Genomic DNA, 17460 nt, shown 5'->3' on the forward strand with positions numbered 1-17460 from the left:
ATGAATACAGAAGATGCATTGTACTTTCTTTCTCAGAATCAACCTATGCCTCCTGATGATCTACTATCTCAAGAGTTAATTGATAAATATGATGAAATCCGAAAATATTTCATAAAAAAACCTGATGACAGGTCTATTGATTTATTTTTGAGATCTTACGGTGAGGGGGATGGTTGGGGAGTGTATCAGTTAGTGGAAGACCTTCTTTATCAGTTTCCTCATGACATCGTAGTAAAAAAAATAAAGAATGTTCTTGAAGATACTAATATACCTAATAGTGTTAGATATTGGGTAACGCAGGTCGCCGCTGCTTTTAATGATAAAATATTAATTGATGGCCTAAATATATCACTATCTTCAGATGATGTTGATATAAAAGAAGCAGCAGAAATAGCAATTAACATGATGAGTGAATGAGAATATTCATCATTCTGCGTCACATCCATTAATAAACTCAGAGACGGTTATAAACAGCCCCAAAACCAACAGCCGGGATTCATCATCGTCTCGGCTATTTTATTCACTCAACCCAGCGCCGCTTTTAACTGTGCCAGTTGCTTGCGCTGTGCCTGCTCCTGCGGACTGTCTGGGATGAGCACAATACAGTCCACGGCGATATTGAAGGTAACTTGCGTGCCGATCCCAAACCCGACCTCGCGCAGCCACTCGCCCTTGAGATGAATATCCGGGGGTACTGGTATCGCCCCGGTTCGGGGCGCGTACCCGACGATATAACGTGGAAATCGTGGGTTCTGTCTTAGGCTTCAATTCTCCCCCGACAAACCCTTTCCGTCATCTCCCGCAATTTCTCCACTTCACTCTGTAAATAAACCAACTCTTCTGCGGTGATTTCGTAATGCTCGGAATAACGGGCATCGACGTAGGCGCGTTTGAGGCGCTGGAAGCTGCGGCGGTGGAATTTGTTTTCCATCGGGAACAGTTCGGCAAAGGCAGGATCTTGCTGGGCACACATCGAACGCAGGCTTTCGAGATTATGGGTTTTGGGCAGATAGTTGGTACATACTAACAAAGTGCAGGCGAACAGGCGTTCTGTGGCCTGATGAAGTTCGAAAGCTGCTTTTGTAAAATCCTGACGGTCGATACAGTGACCGAAATCAATCAAGAAAGACTGAGCATTTTTCATCCAGTGTTGAAAATGCTTACTGGCGATTTCAACCCGTTCAGCTTCACTTAAATTCCCCGGCGCGGTCAATTCCCGCTTATCGGCGCTGAACAGCTCGATGCCCTGTTCACGAATATCTTTGAAGAAGTAATGGCCTTGTTGCAGTTGTTGGTTGACTTCATCCAGCGTGTGGACAATCAACCCCAGCGGCGCAGATGTTACCCGGCGTTCGATCTGCTCTTCGGCACTTTGCCACACGGCGTATTCTTCGACTAAAGCCTGTTTATTGACGATCACCAGAATATCGTAGTCGCTGATATAGCCGTTAGGACGGTCGCTGACCCAAGTGCCTTTGGCATGACTGCCGAATAGGATAATTTTAAGAATCCGAAACTCTGCTTTGCTGCCGTTTTTATGGCGTAAGAAATCATCCAGCGTATCGCGTAACACGGTGGTGATGGTGTGGAGTTCTTTCTGCTTCCGTTCGGGAAGGTGATCGAGTGCTGTTTTCATAGCGGTTATCCTACTATGGGGCGTTGGCAAAGCAAACCATAGCGGCAGGAAACGGCGTTGTTTTTCTGAGCATTTCCGGTTTTTTCATCGTAATATCTTGCCGGGTGATTTAATTCTGGCATCGTGAGCGATTTTGTTGGCATTGGCTATTCGCGTAGACGTATTTTGTGAATTGATTCGAGGAACCTCATACTTTTTTCATGCTTAGTTAGGGATAAAGGAGAACAGAAAGCTGACTTGTTTTAAACTTTTTCCTGCGCAATTGCTCCAGATTATACCTCCCGACTCACTGGGAAATGACGGTCTGAATGCCATCATTCACCACAGCATCCGGGAAAAAATTTTTTAACTGATTGCCATGTCAAAAATGGATTCGAGAAGAGATAAGTCACCGTGATATCCATGCACGTTAGCTTCAATCCATTTTTCTTTTGAAATCTCCGGCCAATCAAGTTCATACCCAGCAACAAATACCAATTCCTCAAAGAAGAAACGTGTCGCTCTGCCGTTGCCCTCGCCCTCGCCCTCGCCCTCGCGAAAAGGGTGAATGATATTAATTTCACAGAAAATATCAGCGATGAGATGAATAAATGCATCGCGATTAACGCATTGATTAAGTGTGGGGATTCGCTTAAGTTGCTGTATCAGCTCTCTTTCGATGAAAGAGCAATGACAAAATCGAGAATCACCCTTGCTGATATCAATGTCACGATACTTTCCCGCCCATTCATAAACATCCTGAAAAAGAACCCAGTGAAGGTGTCGAAAGTATTGAACTCTTCCAGAGATGAAATCTGGCTTAAGTATTCGATATACCGGCGCTCAGAGAATGCAACTTCAGCTGCACTCAGCTCATTACTGTCGCGGATATTAAGTAGGTTTTCAAGTGTTTCAGAGTCAGGGTAACAATAATGATCCTGAGTAACGCCATACTTATCTCGCATATTGACGTTTTAAAGATTTCAGGGACTGGGTTTTGCCACTTGTTGTCAGCCCTTCGTAAGATACGCTTACCTTGAAGTTTTTCATTTTGGGGACAAACTTACTATTAATGTTGCGATTTTCTGTTTCGGTCTTTACATTGATGCGATTCATATAATGACTCAGCTCTGTTATCTAACATTGTCAGTTTTACTACCAGCTTATCAACTATCAAACCAAAAAAACGGTGATAAGCACAACCACTCATCACCGTTTTGGGATCAGGAATTACTGCACTTTTTCCTGAATCTTCGGTTCTCTGCCATTATTTATCGAGCGTTACGGTCAGGGTGTACTGACCTGCGCCGGCGTAGGAATACACTTCGAAGTAGTAGTAACCATTGTCAGCCGAGTAAGAGATATGTTCCTGAGATTCTGGCGCTTCGGAGACTGCGACCTGTTGCCAGTTGTTGCCGTCCCAGCGGAAGAGTCTCAGGTCAAAATCGGTGCCGTTGGGGCCGGTTAGTGTTGCATCGATGGTGCCGCCTTCATAGAAAAATGAATTATTGTTCGGCTCCGCAGCCCGGCCACCGGCAGAGAGCGAACCGCTGTAAACATCGGTCTGGGTTTGTGGGCCGCCGTTGCCGCCGTCTCCGGAGACTGAGAACGAGATCGTCTCAGCCGGTTGCGAGACATCATTGATGCTCAGGCCGGAATCCCGTCCGTTCCACCACAACGCATTGGTTCCTCTGTTGGCTAGATCGTTCGGATAGATTGCCGAGAACTCACCATATTGTGCGTAGAGATCCTGATCATCACCGTAGTTGCGCAGATTTTCCGGATCGCGTCTGCCGTCAGCATGTTCCATCTGGATATAAGGATGCCATTCGTTGGAGTTGTCTCCTTTGGGGTCAACGTGCCAGATAGCCAGCCCTTCATCCGGTTGCTCGGTGTTCTGTCCGGTTTTGTAAATGGCTTCCATATAGAAGGCTTCATCCGGATTGGCCGGGTTGGTCCATTTGTAGGAAGTATTGCTGCCTGAAGTGACCGAGATACGGCCAGTCGGAGCATTCGGGTTAACGGCCGGATTCAGTTCGGTGACGGTTTCCCAGCCAGCCAGTTCACGCAAAGGAGCAACCGGTGGCACCGGGTGAAGTGTCGAACGGGGATCGGCACTGCCGTAGCCCATAATACCGAAAGCAGCGACGGAGCCGTTGGAGCTGCCATCGTAGTCGTATAGATCCGGCCAGTCCGCGATCAGGTGGCCGGATTCATGGGCAAAAGTACCAATCGATAAACGATCGCCCATATCTGACATTTGTGCGGCATTGGTACAGACGCCATCAGCACAGAATTGTGGATTGACGCCGCCCATATGTGGCCACAGACCTGTTGACCAGGCGCTGTTTGAGTTACCTGCATAGAAAATATTTAATCCCCGGATGCGACCATAGCGGTCGGTGGTCAGGGTTGAGAAATCAAATCCCTGTTGGTTTTCCAGCCAGTCGAGAGCTTCATGAATCAGCTCCTGAGCGCGGATACCGAAATCAAGATTTGGATCCGTATAATAAGACTTGTTGTGTTTGGCGGTGTAATAAGTACTGACCGTATTGGTATAATCCAGTTTTCCACCGGAGACTGAACTGAAATATCCACGAATAGACTGGAAATTTCCGTACCCTTTATAGTTCATGTCATTTAAAAATTTGTCGACTTCGGAACGGCTTATTTGTTGTCGATCATCCGGGAAGTCAATCAGAATAGTTAATCCTTTTACATTCCCGAGAATATGGCTGGATGAATCGACTGTCTGTACGAGTGAAGAAGTAATGGTACTGACATCTTCCGGTATATGTAATAATTTCTCCCGGTTCTCTTGTGCTATTTTTGCTCTAACTTCGGCTGATAATCCTGGCTGTTGTTCAGCCTGAGAAAGCTGGGTTGAATGGAGACTGTTTCTCAGACGTTGTTCAAATTGTTCTTTTGCCTGAGTGATCAGTTCTCCCTTAGAAATCAATTGAGTACCATCATCGGAAACTCTGGCATAAGCCAGTCCGCCCAATTGATGATCATAAACGACGAGCAGACCGGAAGGAGTCCGCTGCTCTGCATAATAGTCGTTCCCTTCCAGTGTAAGTGTGATGACATCCCCATTGGGTTGCGTGTAATCATACTGATAACCATGATAGGGAATAGCCGAAAATGCAGGCTGGCAAATAAAATATAAGCCCATTAAACCGACGGTTGTTTTTAATTTCATAGCAAGCGCTCTTGTTGGTTTTTAAAATAGTGTTTCATTTTGTTCTGAAAAATTGTATCAGGGTGTAAATGTTTTATCGAAGTGCTTTTATCTGGTCAGAGGATAGATGTCCGGAAATAATGTTTGTATTGGGAAGGAATTAAAAAATATATCTGAATTTATTAACTGAAGTGTAATTATATCCCAATGTGAGAATAATCAGCGTTTGTCCGTCGGTTACTGATATTTTCGAAGCTCTGGAGATCTCCCGACGATCCTTGCCTGTGTGATGAATTTATAGACTACTATTAGTTTTACATATGAATTTCTGTTGCTGACTCAAGAGAGAAAGTGACCACTGACGGGAGAGGGAGTTTCCTCATGTCTACTGATGCTCAACACACGCAGATGACGGATGCCGAATCTTTGTTGCAGTTACATGATTTGAGTGAATCTGATTTATTAATTATCCGCAAATTCGGCCAGATCATGATTCCTAAGCTGAGTGAGTATGTAAAGTATTTCTATGAGTGGTTGGAACAGCTTCCTGAGTATGAGCAGTTCTTTGGTGATCAGGTTCGGTTGCGTCAGGTTCAGGATGCGCAGCTCCGTTACTGGAGTGTCTTTTTCAATGCTCAGGTTGATGATAATTACATCCGGGAACGCAGAGAAGTCGGTGAGGTTCATGCCCGGGTCGGGTTGCCGCTTCCCATCTATTTCGCCGGAATGAACATCTCGATGGTGATTTTTACCAAGAAGCTGTACGACGGTTCATTAGAGAACGAAGAATATAGCTCACTTGTCTCAGCTTTTACCAAGTTGCTCCATATGGATACCACGATTGTGGTCGATACTTATTCCCGCCTGATCAATAAACGTTTTTCTGAGCAGAGTGAAGCACTGCTTGCGATGTCAACGCCTGTAACGATGATCTGGAAAGACATCCTGATGCTGCCAATCGTCGGAATCATCGATTCAAAACGGGCTCAGGATATCATGGCCGCTGTTCTGAATAAGATTTCTGACCACCGGGCCAAAATCTTCATCATGGATATTTCCGGAGTGGCTGTGGTGGATACGGCGGTTGCTAACCACTTTATCAAGATTACTAAAGCTACCAAGCTGATGGGATGTAACTGTCTGGTGTCCGGTGTTTCCCCTTCAATTGCTCAGACCATGGTTCAGCTCGGGATTAATGTCGGAGAGGTTCAGACTAATGCTACGCTCAGAGATGCTCTGGAATATGCATTTCAGATGGTGGGGCTGAATGTCACATCACTCAGTCAGTTTTCGGAATAGTTCAGGGAGAATCTGATGCAGAAGCCGATTGCGATTAGTCAGTTAAAACATGCATTGGTTGCTTCTATTCAGGTTGATCTCTCTCCCAGTGTGCTCACAGACTTTTGTAATGAACTGCTCGACAGGATTTCTGCAAACCATATCCATGGGGTGTTGATTGATATGTCTGGTGTGAAAACCCTTGACCGGCAGGATGTTGAGGCTTTGATCCGGATCTCTCAAAACGTTCGGGTGATGGGACGGCAATGTATCTTTGTCGGCTTCAGACCGGGCATTGTGATGGGGCTGCTGAATCTGGGGGTTGATACGACGGAGTTACTCTGTGTGGCAGATTTAGATCAGGGGCTACAGCGTCTCCGGAAGTAGCAGGAGCGAAGTGATGGATGAGCAGATATCGGTAAAACCGGGGAGTGTTTATCACATTGGTTGTGAGTCGGATGTTATGACTGCCGTGATGGGGACATTTGCATTTGCCCGGACATTAAATTTTTCTTCGACAACGACCAGTGAAATTGCCACGGTTGTGTCTGAGCTGGCGACCAATATTGTGAAATATGCCGGTGAAGGCCGGATCGAACTGGCAGAAATGATTCACGGATCAGCGTGTGGTATTCGGGTGATTGCCAGTGACCGGGGACCGGGAATTGCACAGATTGAACAGGCGCTGGAAGAGCATTTTACCACCGGTGGTTCTCTGGGGATGGGATTACCGGGGGTTAAAAGAATGGCGGATGAGTTTCAGATTGAATCTTCAGTCGGGCGATCTTCAACCGAGAAAAGCGGGACGATCGTCACCGTGATTAAGTGGGGAACATCTCATGCCGTTTGAATGGTATTCCCGTTGTGTGCCCTGCTTCGGAGAATCGGAATCCGGTGATGGCTTGTCTGTCAGAGAAAGCGCTTCCGGTCTGATGGTTGCTATTATCGATGTTCTGGGGCATGGCCCGGCTGCTGCTCGTCTGGCGCGGGAAATGGAACGTTATCTTGATGTTCAGCAGACCAATGATCTCCCTCAGTTGCTTGAACGGATGCATCATCATTTCCTCGGTAGTCTGGGCGCTGCGGTGACACTGGTTTATTTTGATTACCAGTCGGAATGTTTCGAAGGGGTTGGCGTTGGTAATACGCTGGCAAGAAAATGTGGAGAGGAATGGACATCTTATGCTGCTCAGCCGGGAATTGTCGGAGAGATGATTCCAACTCTGAAGCTGTTCCGGGGGAGTTTCAGACCAGGTGAACGTTTCTTATTTACGACCGATGGGGTGAAGGAAAATCTGGATCCGAGACAGTGTCGTTTTGCGCAGTATCGTTCTTTACCTTATTTCGTCTCGTTTCTGATCGAACATTTCGGTAAATCACATGATGATACCACTGTGATTGCGTTGGAATATAACTCGTTGGAATACAAAGCATTGGAGTGCAAAAATGAATGAGTTGATCCGATGTGCTGTCTATAAGGACGATATCAGCAAACTGGCGATCAGGCATAAATTTCAGGCAATCTTTCGTTGTTATCGTTTCAGCGCCGCTCAGCAGGATTACTTCATGCTCATGAGTGGTGAATTAGTGCTTCAGTTGCTCGCTGCATTTGGCGAATGTTCACTTCATTTTGTGTTAAACAATGAGAGCATCACGGTGATATGTCCGGTTCCTGAGGGTGCTGAATCAGTCCGGTTTTATATTCCCGGCCTGATGAGTGAACAGAATCATCGGGAAATTATCTGGCATGTTCCGTGTGTTGCAAATTACCACCCAACAGAATCAGAAATAAAGCGGCTGGAAAAACAGTTACAGGAGAAAAGTCGCGATGAGCTGATGTATGAACTTCAACTGAAGAACCAGCAACTGGCCCAGCATCAGGTCGGGCTGGAACAGGAAATTGCACGACGCACAAAGGATTTGCAGGCCAGTGAAGCTTTCTCCCGGACGATTATTGACGGTGCACCATCCTGCGTCGTGATTCTGGATGATCAGGGTAAGATCCTGCTGTGGAACAATACGGCGGAAACTCTCTATCACTATCGGAGCAAAGACGTTTTAGGTAAGGATTGTCTTCAACTGCTGAAAATGGTGCTGCCTGAACCTCTGGCGGAGATCCTGCAACCACCGATATCCATCCGGGATCAAAAGAAAATTCATGGCGGATTTTTTGAAGTTGAGACTTATACTAAATCCGGCGAGATGGTTCCGATTGATCTGGGGATTACCATTTATCTGCTGAACGATCGTTGTCAGGTCGCTTTATTTCTGCGGGATGTCTCGGCCCGTAAGATTGTTGAAAATGAACTGAATGAAGCCAGAGCAAAGGCTGAAGATGCACTCAAGGTCAAATCCATGTTTCTGGCCAACATGAGTCATGAGATCAGAACGCCGATGAATGCAATTATCGGCATGTCTCATCTAGCGCTGAAAACTGAACTGACAACTAAACAGCGGGATTACCTGTCTAAAATTCATAATTCTGCATCACTTTTGCTGGGTATAATCAATGACATACTGGACTTCAGCAAGATTGAAGCCGGAAAGTTGTCCATTGAACATGTCAATTTTGAACTGGACGATATCTTTCACAATGTATCGATTATTACCGGTCAGAAAGCTTTTGATAAAGGTCTGGAGTTACTGTTTTCTGTTCCCAGAGGGTTGCCGAAGAAATTGTGTGGTGATCCGCTGCGCTTAGGTCAGGTGATTATTAATCTGGTCAATAATGCGGTGAAGTTTACTGAACAGGGGGAAATTTCGGTTGCGGTGAGAGAAGTACAGCGACAACTGGATAAGATTCAACTGGAGTTTACGGTTTCAGATTCGGGGATTGGAATGAGCCGTGAGCAGATCGAACGGTTATTTACCGCATTTACTCAGGCGGATGGCAGCACGACCCGGAAGTATGGCGGAACGGGATTGGGGTTGTCTATTTGTCGGCGTCTGGTTGAGTTAATGGGCGGTGATATCCGGGTTGAAAGTGAGCCGGGGAAAGGCAGCCATTTTGTCTTTGACGTCTGGCTGAAAACGGATCGGGCCGGAGATACGGTCCCGGAAGTTCTGCCTCATACTCTGGAAGATATCCGGGCATTGGTGGTCGATGATAATGAACACGCATTGACGGTGATGGGCGATATGCTGGATATTCTGCCGAATAAACCGATTCTGGCTGGCAGTGGTGCCGAGGCACTGGAGCGGATCAATGAGGCAGTGACAACAGAGAATCCGGTTAATCTGGTGTTTATGGACTGGAACATGCCGGACATGGATGGGATCGAAACCAGTCGCCGGATCCGCCAAAGCCTGCCACAGAACTATCAGCCTTACATCGTGATGGTGACTGCCTACGACAAAGATGAATTAACCGGAGCGGCAGAAGAGATCAATCTGTCCGGTTATCTGTCTAAGCCTGTCGGACAGTCTCATCTGTTTGATTTGCTGGTGACACTGTTTGCTCCTTCCCCTTCTGAGCGTGTTTCCCGTAAGTCGAAATCTGATCGTTCTGCAAAATCTCAGGGGGATTTTTCCGGTCTGAGGGTTTTGCTGGTTGAAGATAACGAAATTAACCAGCAGATTGCAGTGGAGTTGATGGAGGAGCGGGGCATGGAAGTCACGGTTGCCAATCATGGCCGGGAAGCTCTCTCGCTGTTAGAGCAGTCTCTGCACGATAGTGTTGGTTTTGATGTGATATTCATGGATTTACAGATGCCGGAAATGGATGGTTATGAAGCCAGTGAACATATCCGGAGTAATCCTGCTTATGATGATATTCCGCTGATTGCCATGACGGCTCATGCCATGGTGGAAGAACGGGAACGTTGTCTCGGTCTGGGAATGAATGATCATCTTTCTAAACCCATCGAGCCGAATCTGCTGTTCAGTACCATTCAGAAGTGGTGTCATACGGCGGAGCAGCCGGTGGATGATTCCCCGGATAGTGAGGAAAACGGTGCTGTGGCGAAACCGGCTCAGTCTCCACTGGGGAAGGTTTCTTTTCTGGATTACCGGAACGGACTGATGAGAGTTGCCGGTAATGAAAGTCTCTATCAGCGTTTGCTTTCTCAGCTGATCGACAAAGAATATAACATTGTCTCACGCATTCAGATTGCACTGGAACAGGAGGAAACGGAGCGAGCGATACTAATGGCTCACACTCTGAAAGGTTCAGCCGCTAATCTGGGGTTGATGTTGCTTTCCGATATCGCAGCCCGGATTGAAGTTTCAATCAAAAACGGTGAAGGAGAAAATGCACTTGCGTTGATTCTGAAGGAAGCCGAAAGACATCTCGCGCAGCTGATTCCAGCTTTGTGCGAGGCTCTGGATCGTCCGGAACCTTCAAGTCACCGGCAAAACCATCTGACCCCGGAGAGTATTGCTGTGATTCATCGGCTGGATTCACTTCTGGAGCAGTATGACGGCTACGCTGTTGAGTATCTTGACGAACATTATCCTCTCCTCAATACTTTATTAAAATCGGCTTCATTTGACACTTGTTGTAAATGTATCAACGACTGTGATTTTGAAGCGGCCAGTCAGGCACTCAGAAAAGCAGTCAGCATCTACCCACTGGAGCTTACAGTTGTGGCAGGGAAAGGCGATGGATGATGAAAGAGATACTGTATTAATTGTTGATGATAATGCTGAAAACCGCTCTTTGCTGGGCGGGCTTTTAAAGCCTCACTTTCATGTCTTGATTACGACCCGTGGTGAACAGGCGATTAAGGTGTGTCAGCAACATCGTCCGGATATTGTTCTGCTTGATATCATGATGCCTGAAATTGATGGCTACGAAGTCTGCCGCCGTTTAAAGAGCGATGAACGGACTCAATCAATCCCCGTGATTTTTCTGACGGCTAAATCGCAGATTGAAGATGAACAGAAAGGTTTTGATGCCGGAGCTGTTGATTATATTCTCAAACCGATTAGTCCGCCGATTCTGCTGGCCAGAGTCCATACACACCTCCGCCTGAAACATGCGATGTCGGCCCTGGCGACTCAGAATACGATTCTGGAAGAGCGGGTTCGGGAGAGAACCCGTAATCTGGAATGTTTGCAGGATGCGACGATTGAAGCGATGGCTTCTCTGGCTGAAACCAGAGACAACGAAACCGGTAACCATATCCGCCGGACACAGCGTTATATTAAACTGCTGGCGGAGGAACTGGTCCGGCGGGGGCTTTATCTGCAACAACTGAGTCCGGATATGATCAAAGCTTTGTTTAAATCCGCACCGTTACATGACATCGGTAAAGTCGGAATTCCTGACGCCATTCTGCTGAAAGCAGGGAAACTGACCGAAGAAGAATTTGAGCTGATGAAAAGCCATACCGAGATTGGCCGGAATGTGATTGCTTCCGTGGAATCAGCCATTGATTTTGAAAGTGATTTTCTGAGATTTGCCAAAGAAATTGCCATGAGTCATCAGGAAAAATGGGATGGTTCCGGATATCCGCAGGGGTTACAAGGAAAGAATATTCCACTCAGTGCCCGCTTAATGGCATTAGCCGATGTGTATGATGCACTGATTTCCAAACGGGTTTATAAACCGGCATTCCCGCATGAAAAAGCAGTCGGGATCATCAAAGAAGGTTCAGGAAAACATTTTGAACCGGCGATCGTCGAAGCTTTCATGGCAATAGAGCAGCAATTCAGAGAAGTTGCCAGCACCTACAGAGATGAAGGATTTAATGAAGAATCTTTCCCTTCACTGAATCAGGCCAGTGGTTAAGTATCCGGTTTAAGCCTAAGCCATATTGGTACTGTTGTTGACAGCTTTTCGCAATAAAAATGAAAAGCCCCGGAGAAAACCTCCGGGGCTTTGTTTGGTTTATTTTTTATGGAGTATCAGGTTAATCGAAGATCAGGCTTTAACCTCCAGTCCGTCTTTTTTCAGGTCACTGACTGCCTGAGCAATTTCAGGCTGGGCTGTGACAATTTCACCGCCCAGCGTGTAGCTGCGGGGCACATCCTGATCGGCACCGTATTTGAAGTTAATGGTACCGGCAATTCTCTCCATGTAGATGTTGGCAGAGCTGGCACCACCAACAAACAGTGTCGGAGAGGCGAATCCTTCTTTATGCTCTCCGGTTTCGAAGAAGCTGATGGATTTAAGACGACGGTTTTCCGGATCCTGCATCGCTTTCTGGGCATCAGCCATGGTCATTTTGCCCAGCGCAAAATCTTTTTCCATTTTGGTCCGAAGTTCGTCTTTGAGCTCCATCGTTACCCAGGTCACAACATTGGGACGCGAACGGATATCATCAATGACTTTACCGACGATCGGATCTTCCTGAATCATGGAATGAATCTGTTCGGCCAGCGCATCTTTTTTCGATGGGGCGATCAATGAGAGCAGGAAGTTCAGCACTCCCGGACGATCCAGTTGTGTCGGGTTGCTGTGAGACACGACTGCCTTGACCTCGGACATGACTTCAGCACCCCGGCTGGCTGCCAGATGCTGAGTCTCTGCTTTATTGATTCCCAGTAATGCGGCGTGCTGTTTGTCATTCTTGGCAGTCACCTTTTCTTTATTCAGAAAATGAGATGACAATGCTTCGAACTGAGTATTGATGTCCTGCATACCTTTGACATCTTCCAGAACCTTCTTACTGGCTGGATCCGTGAACTGAGCGCCAAGTGAATCACAGAGCTTGTTAATATCTTTTGCAGTGATCGGTTCAGCCCGTTTGGATTTTAATTCTCCTCTGGTTTTAACGGAGTTGTCGACCGAGACCGAAGCGGCGGTTCGTGCATTGGCAAATGCCGTTACATCTCCATCGGTCGTGGCGATATTGATCCCGGCTGTCAGACCGATATCCGCACCGGCAGAAGCGGTATTGAGTACACCTGTTTTGTTGTTATCACGGTATTTGGAGTTCTCGATGCCATGATATTCGAGTTTATCCCGTTTGGTGGAAAACAGGTTGAGTCCAGCGCTGAGACCGCCACCGGCACGTGCCATGAAAGTCGGGTTTTCCCCTTCATCGGTAAAATCAAGCCGGGCTCTGGCGGCGACATTCAGGCCGAGATCGACACTGAAATCGTATTTACTGCCACTCATGGTGACATGTTCAATCCCCTGATCAACTAATTCATCAGGTGTGATAGTGCCGTTGACCAGACTTTCGGCAAACTTATCAATATCGGCCTCACGAACTGTAAACTTCAGCTCATTGTGATGGGCAAATTTGCCGCCAGCGGTCAATCCTGCACCGACAACGAAATCCGGTTTAAAGGTTTGATGACCGTCATTGAGCGGAACTTTGAGCGAATCAGCCGAACTACCGGTCGCATAGGGAAGCATATTTTTGTTCATCCCCAGATTCCCCTGACCGGAGAGGCCCAGATTGCCGGTAATAGAGATCATGACACCATCGTCTACAGCATCAAGCTCAAATCCGTAGTTACGACCTTGTCCGCCACCAGCACTGGGGAACATACTGATGATCTTATCCTGCATGAAGCTCGGCGTGAATGTCACAGAGCTTTCAGCCGAGTAACTCCGGGTGATCGCGATGTTATCGGTCGGTTTGAGCGAGTGCATCAGTCCGGACAGTTTCTGGCTCAGTTCGGTTTTATCCTGAGCTTTCAGAGCGGCCCGGGTCAGCAGGTTTACCCCGTGGTCTTCTTTGCTGAAAGCTTTGATGAAGAACTTCGCAGCATCATATCCGGCTTCTACATCCTTATGACTGACCATGCCCTGATCGGTGTAGTGTTTGACCCGATTCTGCTCGTAATTCTTGTCTCTGATCCGGGAAAGATCCTGTTTGAGAGAGTCGATAAGCTTCGGTTCCGGATTGGTATCTGAGAGCAAACTGGCTTTTTCGACCAGTTGATCAACCTGGCGCAGCATCATGGTATCGAGTACCAGACGTGCTTTCGCCAGTGCCATATCATCATTTGGATCTCGCTGACGTCCCATCGGTACTTCGGTCTTCTGGTGACTCATGTTGACTTTCATCGCGGTGAAATCTTTCAGCATCTGTTTGACTTTGCTGTCCGGAGATACCTGAAGCTGACGCCAACTGGTTAGCAGTTCATCACTCAGATCATGTCCGGAACGGCTTGTATTAGCCTGCTGAGCAAAATCTTTTATTTTGGATGGTTTATATTTTTTATTGATTTCACCGTCGGGTTTGAGAACCCCCTGATGAATACCTAACTTGGTTAACTGACGCTCTGCACTGGTTTCCAGTTCTTGGCGGAAAGCTTCCAGATCATCTTTCAGAGACTGACCTGCTTCGCCCAGATTGAGCTGAGACAGCCGGGTCTGGATATCGGTCGAACGTTTTGGCAGACGTTCAGTTTTGATCTGTTCATTGTGTTCTTCCAGCTGTGAATACAGTTTGCTTTCCTGCTTGTACAGCTTGCCTAAACCTTCACGTCCTTTCCACTGGTGCTGTACGCTATAAGCCGCAATTTTTACCGGACGTGGAGTTTCCAGTGTTGGTTTGAACACATGTGCTTTCAGCCGGTCAGAGAATTTACTACTGACTTTGTTGGTTTCCATCCCCATCAGACCACCCAACTGAGCGGCTACTTTGTACTGCACACCACCTTTCGTTACTTTGAACCCTTTGGTTGCAGCAGCAAGGTTATTGAACAGTTCGTCACGGACACTATTTTTTTGCTCAGGTTCTGCCGGGGCAACGGCCTGCCATTTTTCACCCTGTTTCACATAGAGATCACCGGATGCGGTGGTGAGTGTTAGCTGGCGGTCTTTGGACAGACCTAACTGAGCTCCCTGAGTGTCACCCAGTTCATCAGCAGGCTCTGGTGACCATGTGACATGATTCTGGCTGTCCTGAGGCTTTTTCCAGTCTTGCGCGGAGAGGCTGAAAAGCTTCCCTTCTTTGGTCAGCGCATAAAGACGCTCATTCTGATCGGTGCCAATCTGACTGATTTCACCGTCGATGCCATGAGTATCGATGGTGTGTGTCGGAACCATTGGAGTGTTGGTTCCTGAACGGATCTGAGTATGTTTCAGCTCATTGGATTCGGTGAGTGTTACATGCTGATAATTATCGATAACGGCGGCTGACTTAATTTTTCCTTCGGGAAGTCCTTTCGGCCCGGAATCCAGTCCGACACTTCCCCGGGACTGAGTGAGCGAAAAGACATTATCATCCCCGTAGCCGATGGTATCGGATTTATCGACGAAAGTGACGGTCTTGAGTTCTCCTTTCTGTAAGGCATAAGGTTGTCCGTTTTGTCCCCGGATCAGACTGTCGACGTTGTCCGCTGCTTTTGTCCACTGTTGGGTCAGTTGATCTTTGGCGTACAGTTTTCCGTCAGCAATGGTAAATGCGCCTTGTTTTTCGAATTCCTGAGCATGAAGATGACTGGTGTCCAGCGTTTCCAGACCCTGTTGGTTATCAATATGTAAGACATCCGAAAGGTTCCAGCCTGGCTTAAAAGTGGCACCAGATTCGTTGATCGGACAGCTATGGCGCTGATCATTATGATCTTTGACCAGCAGGGAAATCTGACCGTCATCCTGATGGGTAAAGTCTTCGAACTGAACATCTTTACCAAACGCATTCTGCAGTTCCGGTTGATCCAGTACGGTGAACTGAAGTGTTGACTGGCCTTCTTTGGGGAGTGATGCAGCCAGAAGCTGATTATCTTTATCTACCGCAAATAGTTTATCCCCAGACATGCCGATCGTCGTAAGCTCCGGCGGCGATTGCTGCAATTCCGGATGTGCCTGAGCGTCATACTGAGGTGTAACATCCAGAGCCCGTCCGCTATCTGCCGTAAGTGTCGGTGAGAATCTCAGTGTCTGCGGATGTTCTCCCTGCGGTTTTAAGAGCAGGGCGACTTCGCCTTCCTTATTCAGGCTGAATGAAGAAATGTCCTGCTCGGTTACTGTACTGCTCTGTCTGGTCGCCATATCAACCAACTGATTATTATTTTTCAGGCCGTAGAGCTGGTTGTCTCCGCCGGCTGAAAGTTTTTTGATTTCACTATCGGCAGCCTGCCATTCTCCCTGAGAATTCAGTTGGTGCAGTTTCCCTTCATGAATACGCCAGTGATCGCCGTTCTGATCGGTGTGGACACCGGTTGCAAGTGCCAGATGATTTTCACTGGCAATCGAATGACCGGATTCGTTCAGATGTCCAAGAAGCGAAGCCGGTTTAGCATCCGGGTTCATGACTGGTGTCGAGCTGTGTAAGGCGACAATGCCGGTCTGTGAGTTGGTGTTCATCTGGAACACGCGCCCTTGTTTATCCAGTAATAGCTGTTCCTGTCCCTGATTGTGGCTCTCATGCAAAGTATATTTTTGTGCATCCCGACCCAGTGTTTCTTTCAGAATGGTTGCCAGAGACGCTGGAGTTTCCTGCCCGATAGTCAGTTTGCCTTTCTCTATTCCGAGCTGAGGTGGCATGAGTGTTCCTGTTCCTGACTCTGACGCAGACGTCACCGAAGACGACGAAGAAGAGGATAAGCGACCAATACCAGAGCCCGATGTTTCTCCGGTTTCGGAAATACTATGAGATGGATTGAATGCCATCTCTTTGCCGGGACGTTGGGTATTCGGCTGTTCGGCTGAATCGGGGAGCTTACCTCTGGAACTGTCAAATGAAGCCTGGTTGCCGTCAGTGCTTTCATCGTCCGAATCGATACCTTCTAGTTCGGACTCCGGAATCGTCGGTAACCCGGTTCGTTGTAAGCCGTTTCTGATAAAAGCTTCTACATCCGGAGATTCTTCAAATGTTTCTGCTTCGTGTGTACTTGTGGCGGCACTTTCTGCTGCGAGATGGGAATTTCTGGGGTCGCCGGATGGAGTGGTTGCCTGAAAATGTTTACGTAAGGAATTTTGAGATTCGGGTTTGGTGTACTTTTCTTTAGCAAGCGTATTTTCTGTTGACTGATCTCCGGCATTTTTTTCTTTTGCTTTCTGATGAGATTTGAAGCCCAGTTTAGACATCCAGTTATTCTGGCTGGATTTTACTTCAGTATTTGCCTGTTTCAGTGCATCCGGCGTTTTTTCTGCCTGTTTGTTTTCGGCTCCGGCAGCATGTTTCCCTGAGTTCTGCTGTGTTTGTTGTGAGAATGATGCAGGTTTGGCCTCTGATTTATTTTTACCAAACTTCATCATATTTTTCAGAGAAAAACTCTTTTTGTGTTTTTGCTTTGCGACCGGGTTGCCTTCTGCATCACTGGATTTTTGTGTGAGCTGCTGAGGCAACTGTGCCTGTTCTCCCTCACGGGATAAGCTGGGAACGTCACTGTGTCGGGGTGAATGGCTTTTCTGTAACAGCGTCGGTTCTGACTTCTGGTGGGAGACACTTTGCACCGTATCGACTGAATGAATTGAATGATTACGAATTTCCATGAATACAATACCTTTGAATAGTGATTATCATGCGGTTTCCGTCTG

The 17460-nt window shown here is 47.3% G+C and carries 12 protein-coding genes; 7 read left to right on the forward strand and 5 right to left on the reverse strand.

Annotated features, from left to right (window positions below):
• Nucleotides 1-417 carry a hypothetical protein gene (locus OCU74_RS02605; RefSeq protein ID WP_087482516.1) on the forward strand — a complete coding sequence of 139 codons (417 nt, stop codon included), beginning with the start codon at nt 1-3 and terminating at the stop codon, nt 415-417.
• Between the two features lie 107 nt (nt 418-524).
• Here OCU74_RS02605 and OCU74_RS22080 read toward each other — a convergent pair whose 3' ends face one another.
• The 4 genes from OCU74_RS22080 to OCU74_RS02620 form a co-directional block, all read right to left on the reverse strand.
• Nucleotides 525-731 (reverse strand): SymE family type I addiction module toxin, encoded by a 207-nt coding sequence (locus tag OCU74_RS22080; RefSeq protein WP_087482517.1) that lies wholly within the window; start codon nt 729-731, stop codon nt 525-527.
• Between the two features lie 26 nt (nt 732-757).
• Nucleotides 758-1636 carry a HEPN domain-containing protein gene (locus tag OCU74_RS02610; protein WP_087482518.1) on the reverse strand — a complete coding sequence of 293 codons (879 nt, stop codon included), beginning with the start codon at nt 1634-1636 and terminating at the stop codon, nt 758-760.
• A 345-nt stretch (nt 1637-1981) separates the two neighbouring features.
• Nucleotides 1982-2443 (reverse strand): Fic/DOC family protein, encoded by a 462-nt coding sequence (locus tag OCU74_RS02615; protein ID WP_315972457.1) that lies wholly within the window; start codon nt 2441-2443, stop codon nt 1982-1984.
• Between the two features lie 439 nt (nt 2444-2882).
• Nucleotides 2883-4817, reverse strand: a complete 1935-nt coding sequence (locus OCU74_RS02620; protein ID WP_087482519.1) for a M6 family metalloprotease domain-containing protein — start codon at nt 4815-4817, stop codon at nt 2883-2885.
• Nucleotides 4818-5177: 360 nt separating this feature from the next.
• On the opposite strand from OCU74_RS02620, the gene OCU74_RS02625 reads away from it, so the two are divergent.
• From OCU74_RS02625 to OCU74_RS02650, 6 genes are read left to right on the forward strand one after another with little or no spacing between them, the layout of a single operon-like run.
• Complete coding sequence (locus OCU74_RS02625) at nt 5178-6095, forward strand: protoglobin domain-containing protein (protein WP_087482520.1); 918 nt, start codon at nt 5178-5180, stop codon at nt 6093-6095.
• Nucleotides 6096-6110: 15 nt separating this feature from the next.
• Complete coding sequence (locus tag OCU74_RS02630) at nt 6111-6461, forward strand: STAS domain-containing protein (RefSeq protein ID WP_087482521.1); 351 nt, start codon at nt 6111-6113, stop codon at nt 6459-6461.
• A 13-nt stretch (nt 6462-6474) separates the two neighbouring features.
• Nucleotides 6475-6924: an anti-sigma regulatory factor gene (locus OCU74_RS02635; RefSeq protein WP_087482522.1), complete on the forward strand. Its 450-nt coding sequence runs from the start codon at nt 6475-6477 to the stop codon at nt 6922-6924.
• The gene (locus OCU74_RS02640; protein ID WP_087482523.1) at nt 6914-7528 is read left to right on the forward strand and encodes a SpoIIE family protein phosphatase; all 615 of its coding nucleotides are present in this window, start codon (nt 6914-6916) and stop codon (nt 7526-7528) included. The genes OCU74_RS02635 and OCU74_RS02640 overlap by 11 nt, the downstream gene beginning before the upstream one ends.
• The gene (locus OCU74_RS02645; RefSeq protein ID WP_087482524.1) at nt 7521-10682 is read left to right on the forward strand and encodes a hybrid sensor histidine kinase/response regulator; all 3162 of its coding nucleotides are present in this window, start codon (nt 7521-7523) and stop codon (nt 10680-10682) included. The genes OCU74_RS02640 and OCU74_RS02645 overlap by 8 nt, the downstream gene beginning before the upstream one ends.
• Complete coding sequence (locus OCU74_RS02650; RefSeq protein WP_087482525.1) at nt 10675-11805, forward strand: response regulator; 1131 nt, start codon at nt 10675-10677, stop codon at nt 11803-11805. Before OCU74_RS02645 ends, OCU74_RS02650 begins: the two co-directional genes overlap by 8 nt.
• Nucleotides 11806-11937: 132 nt before the next feature.
• Here the strand turns inward: OCU74_RS02650 and OCU74_RS02655 are convergent, their stop codons facing one another.
• Nucleotides 11938-17415, reverse strand: coding sequence for an AvrE-family type 3 secretion system effector (locus OCU74_RS02655; protein ID WP_087482526.1), 5478 nt, complete (start codon nt 17413-17415; stop codon nt 11938-11940).
• Nucleotides 17416-17460 lie beyond the last annotated feature (45 nt).

The sequence above is a fragment of the Vibrio mangrovi genome, assembly GCF_024346955.1.
Lineage (GTDB): Bacteria > Pseudomonadota > Gammaproteobacteria > Enterobacterales > Vibrionaceae > Vibrio > Vibrio mangrovi.

Excerpts from the sequence above, each read along its gene's own strand:
- OCU74_RS02605 (WP_087482516.1), top strand. The coding sequence starts at position 1 with ATGAATACAGAAGATGCATTGTACTTTCTTTCTCAGAATCAACCTATG.
- OCU74_RS02610 (WP_087482518.1), bottom strand. The coding sequence starts at position 1,636 with ATGAAAACAGCACTCGATCACCTTCCCGAACGGAAGCAGAAAGAACTC.
- OCU74_RS02620 (WP_087482519.1), bottom strand. The coding sequence starts at position 4,817 with ATGAAATTAAAAACAACCGTCGGTTTAATGGGCTTATATTTTATTTGC.
- OCU74_RS02625 (WP_087482520.1), top strand. The coding sequence starts at position 5,178 with ATGTCTACTGATGCTCAACACACGCAGATGACGGATGCCGAATCTTTG.
- OCU74_RS02630 (WP_087482521.1), top strand. The coding sequence starts at position 6,111 with ATGCAGAAGCCGATTGCGATTAGTCAGTTAAAACATGCATTGGTTGCT.
- OCU74_RS02635 (WP_087482522.1), top strand. The coding sequence starts at position 6,475 with ATGGATGAGCAGATATCGGTAAAACCGGGGAGTGTTTATCACATTGGT.
- OCU74_RS02640 (WP_087482523.1), top strand. The coding sequence starts at position 6,914 with ATGCCGTTTGAATGGTATTCCCGTTGTGTGCCCTGCTTCGGAGAATCG.
- OCU74_RS02645 (WP_087482524.1), top strand. The coding sequence starts at position 7,521 with ATGAATGAGTTGATCCGATGTGCTGTCTATAAGGACGATATCAGCAAA.
- OCU74_RS02650 (WP_087482525.1), top strand. The coding sequence starts at position 10,675 with ATGGATGATGAAAGAGATACTGTATTAATTGTTGATGATAATGCTGAA.
- OCU74_RS02655 (WP_087482526.1), bottom strand. The coding sequence starts at position 17,415 with ATGGAAATTCGTAATCATTCAATTCATTCAGTCGATACGGTGCAAAGT.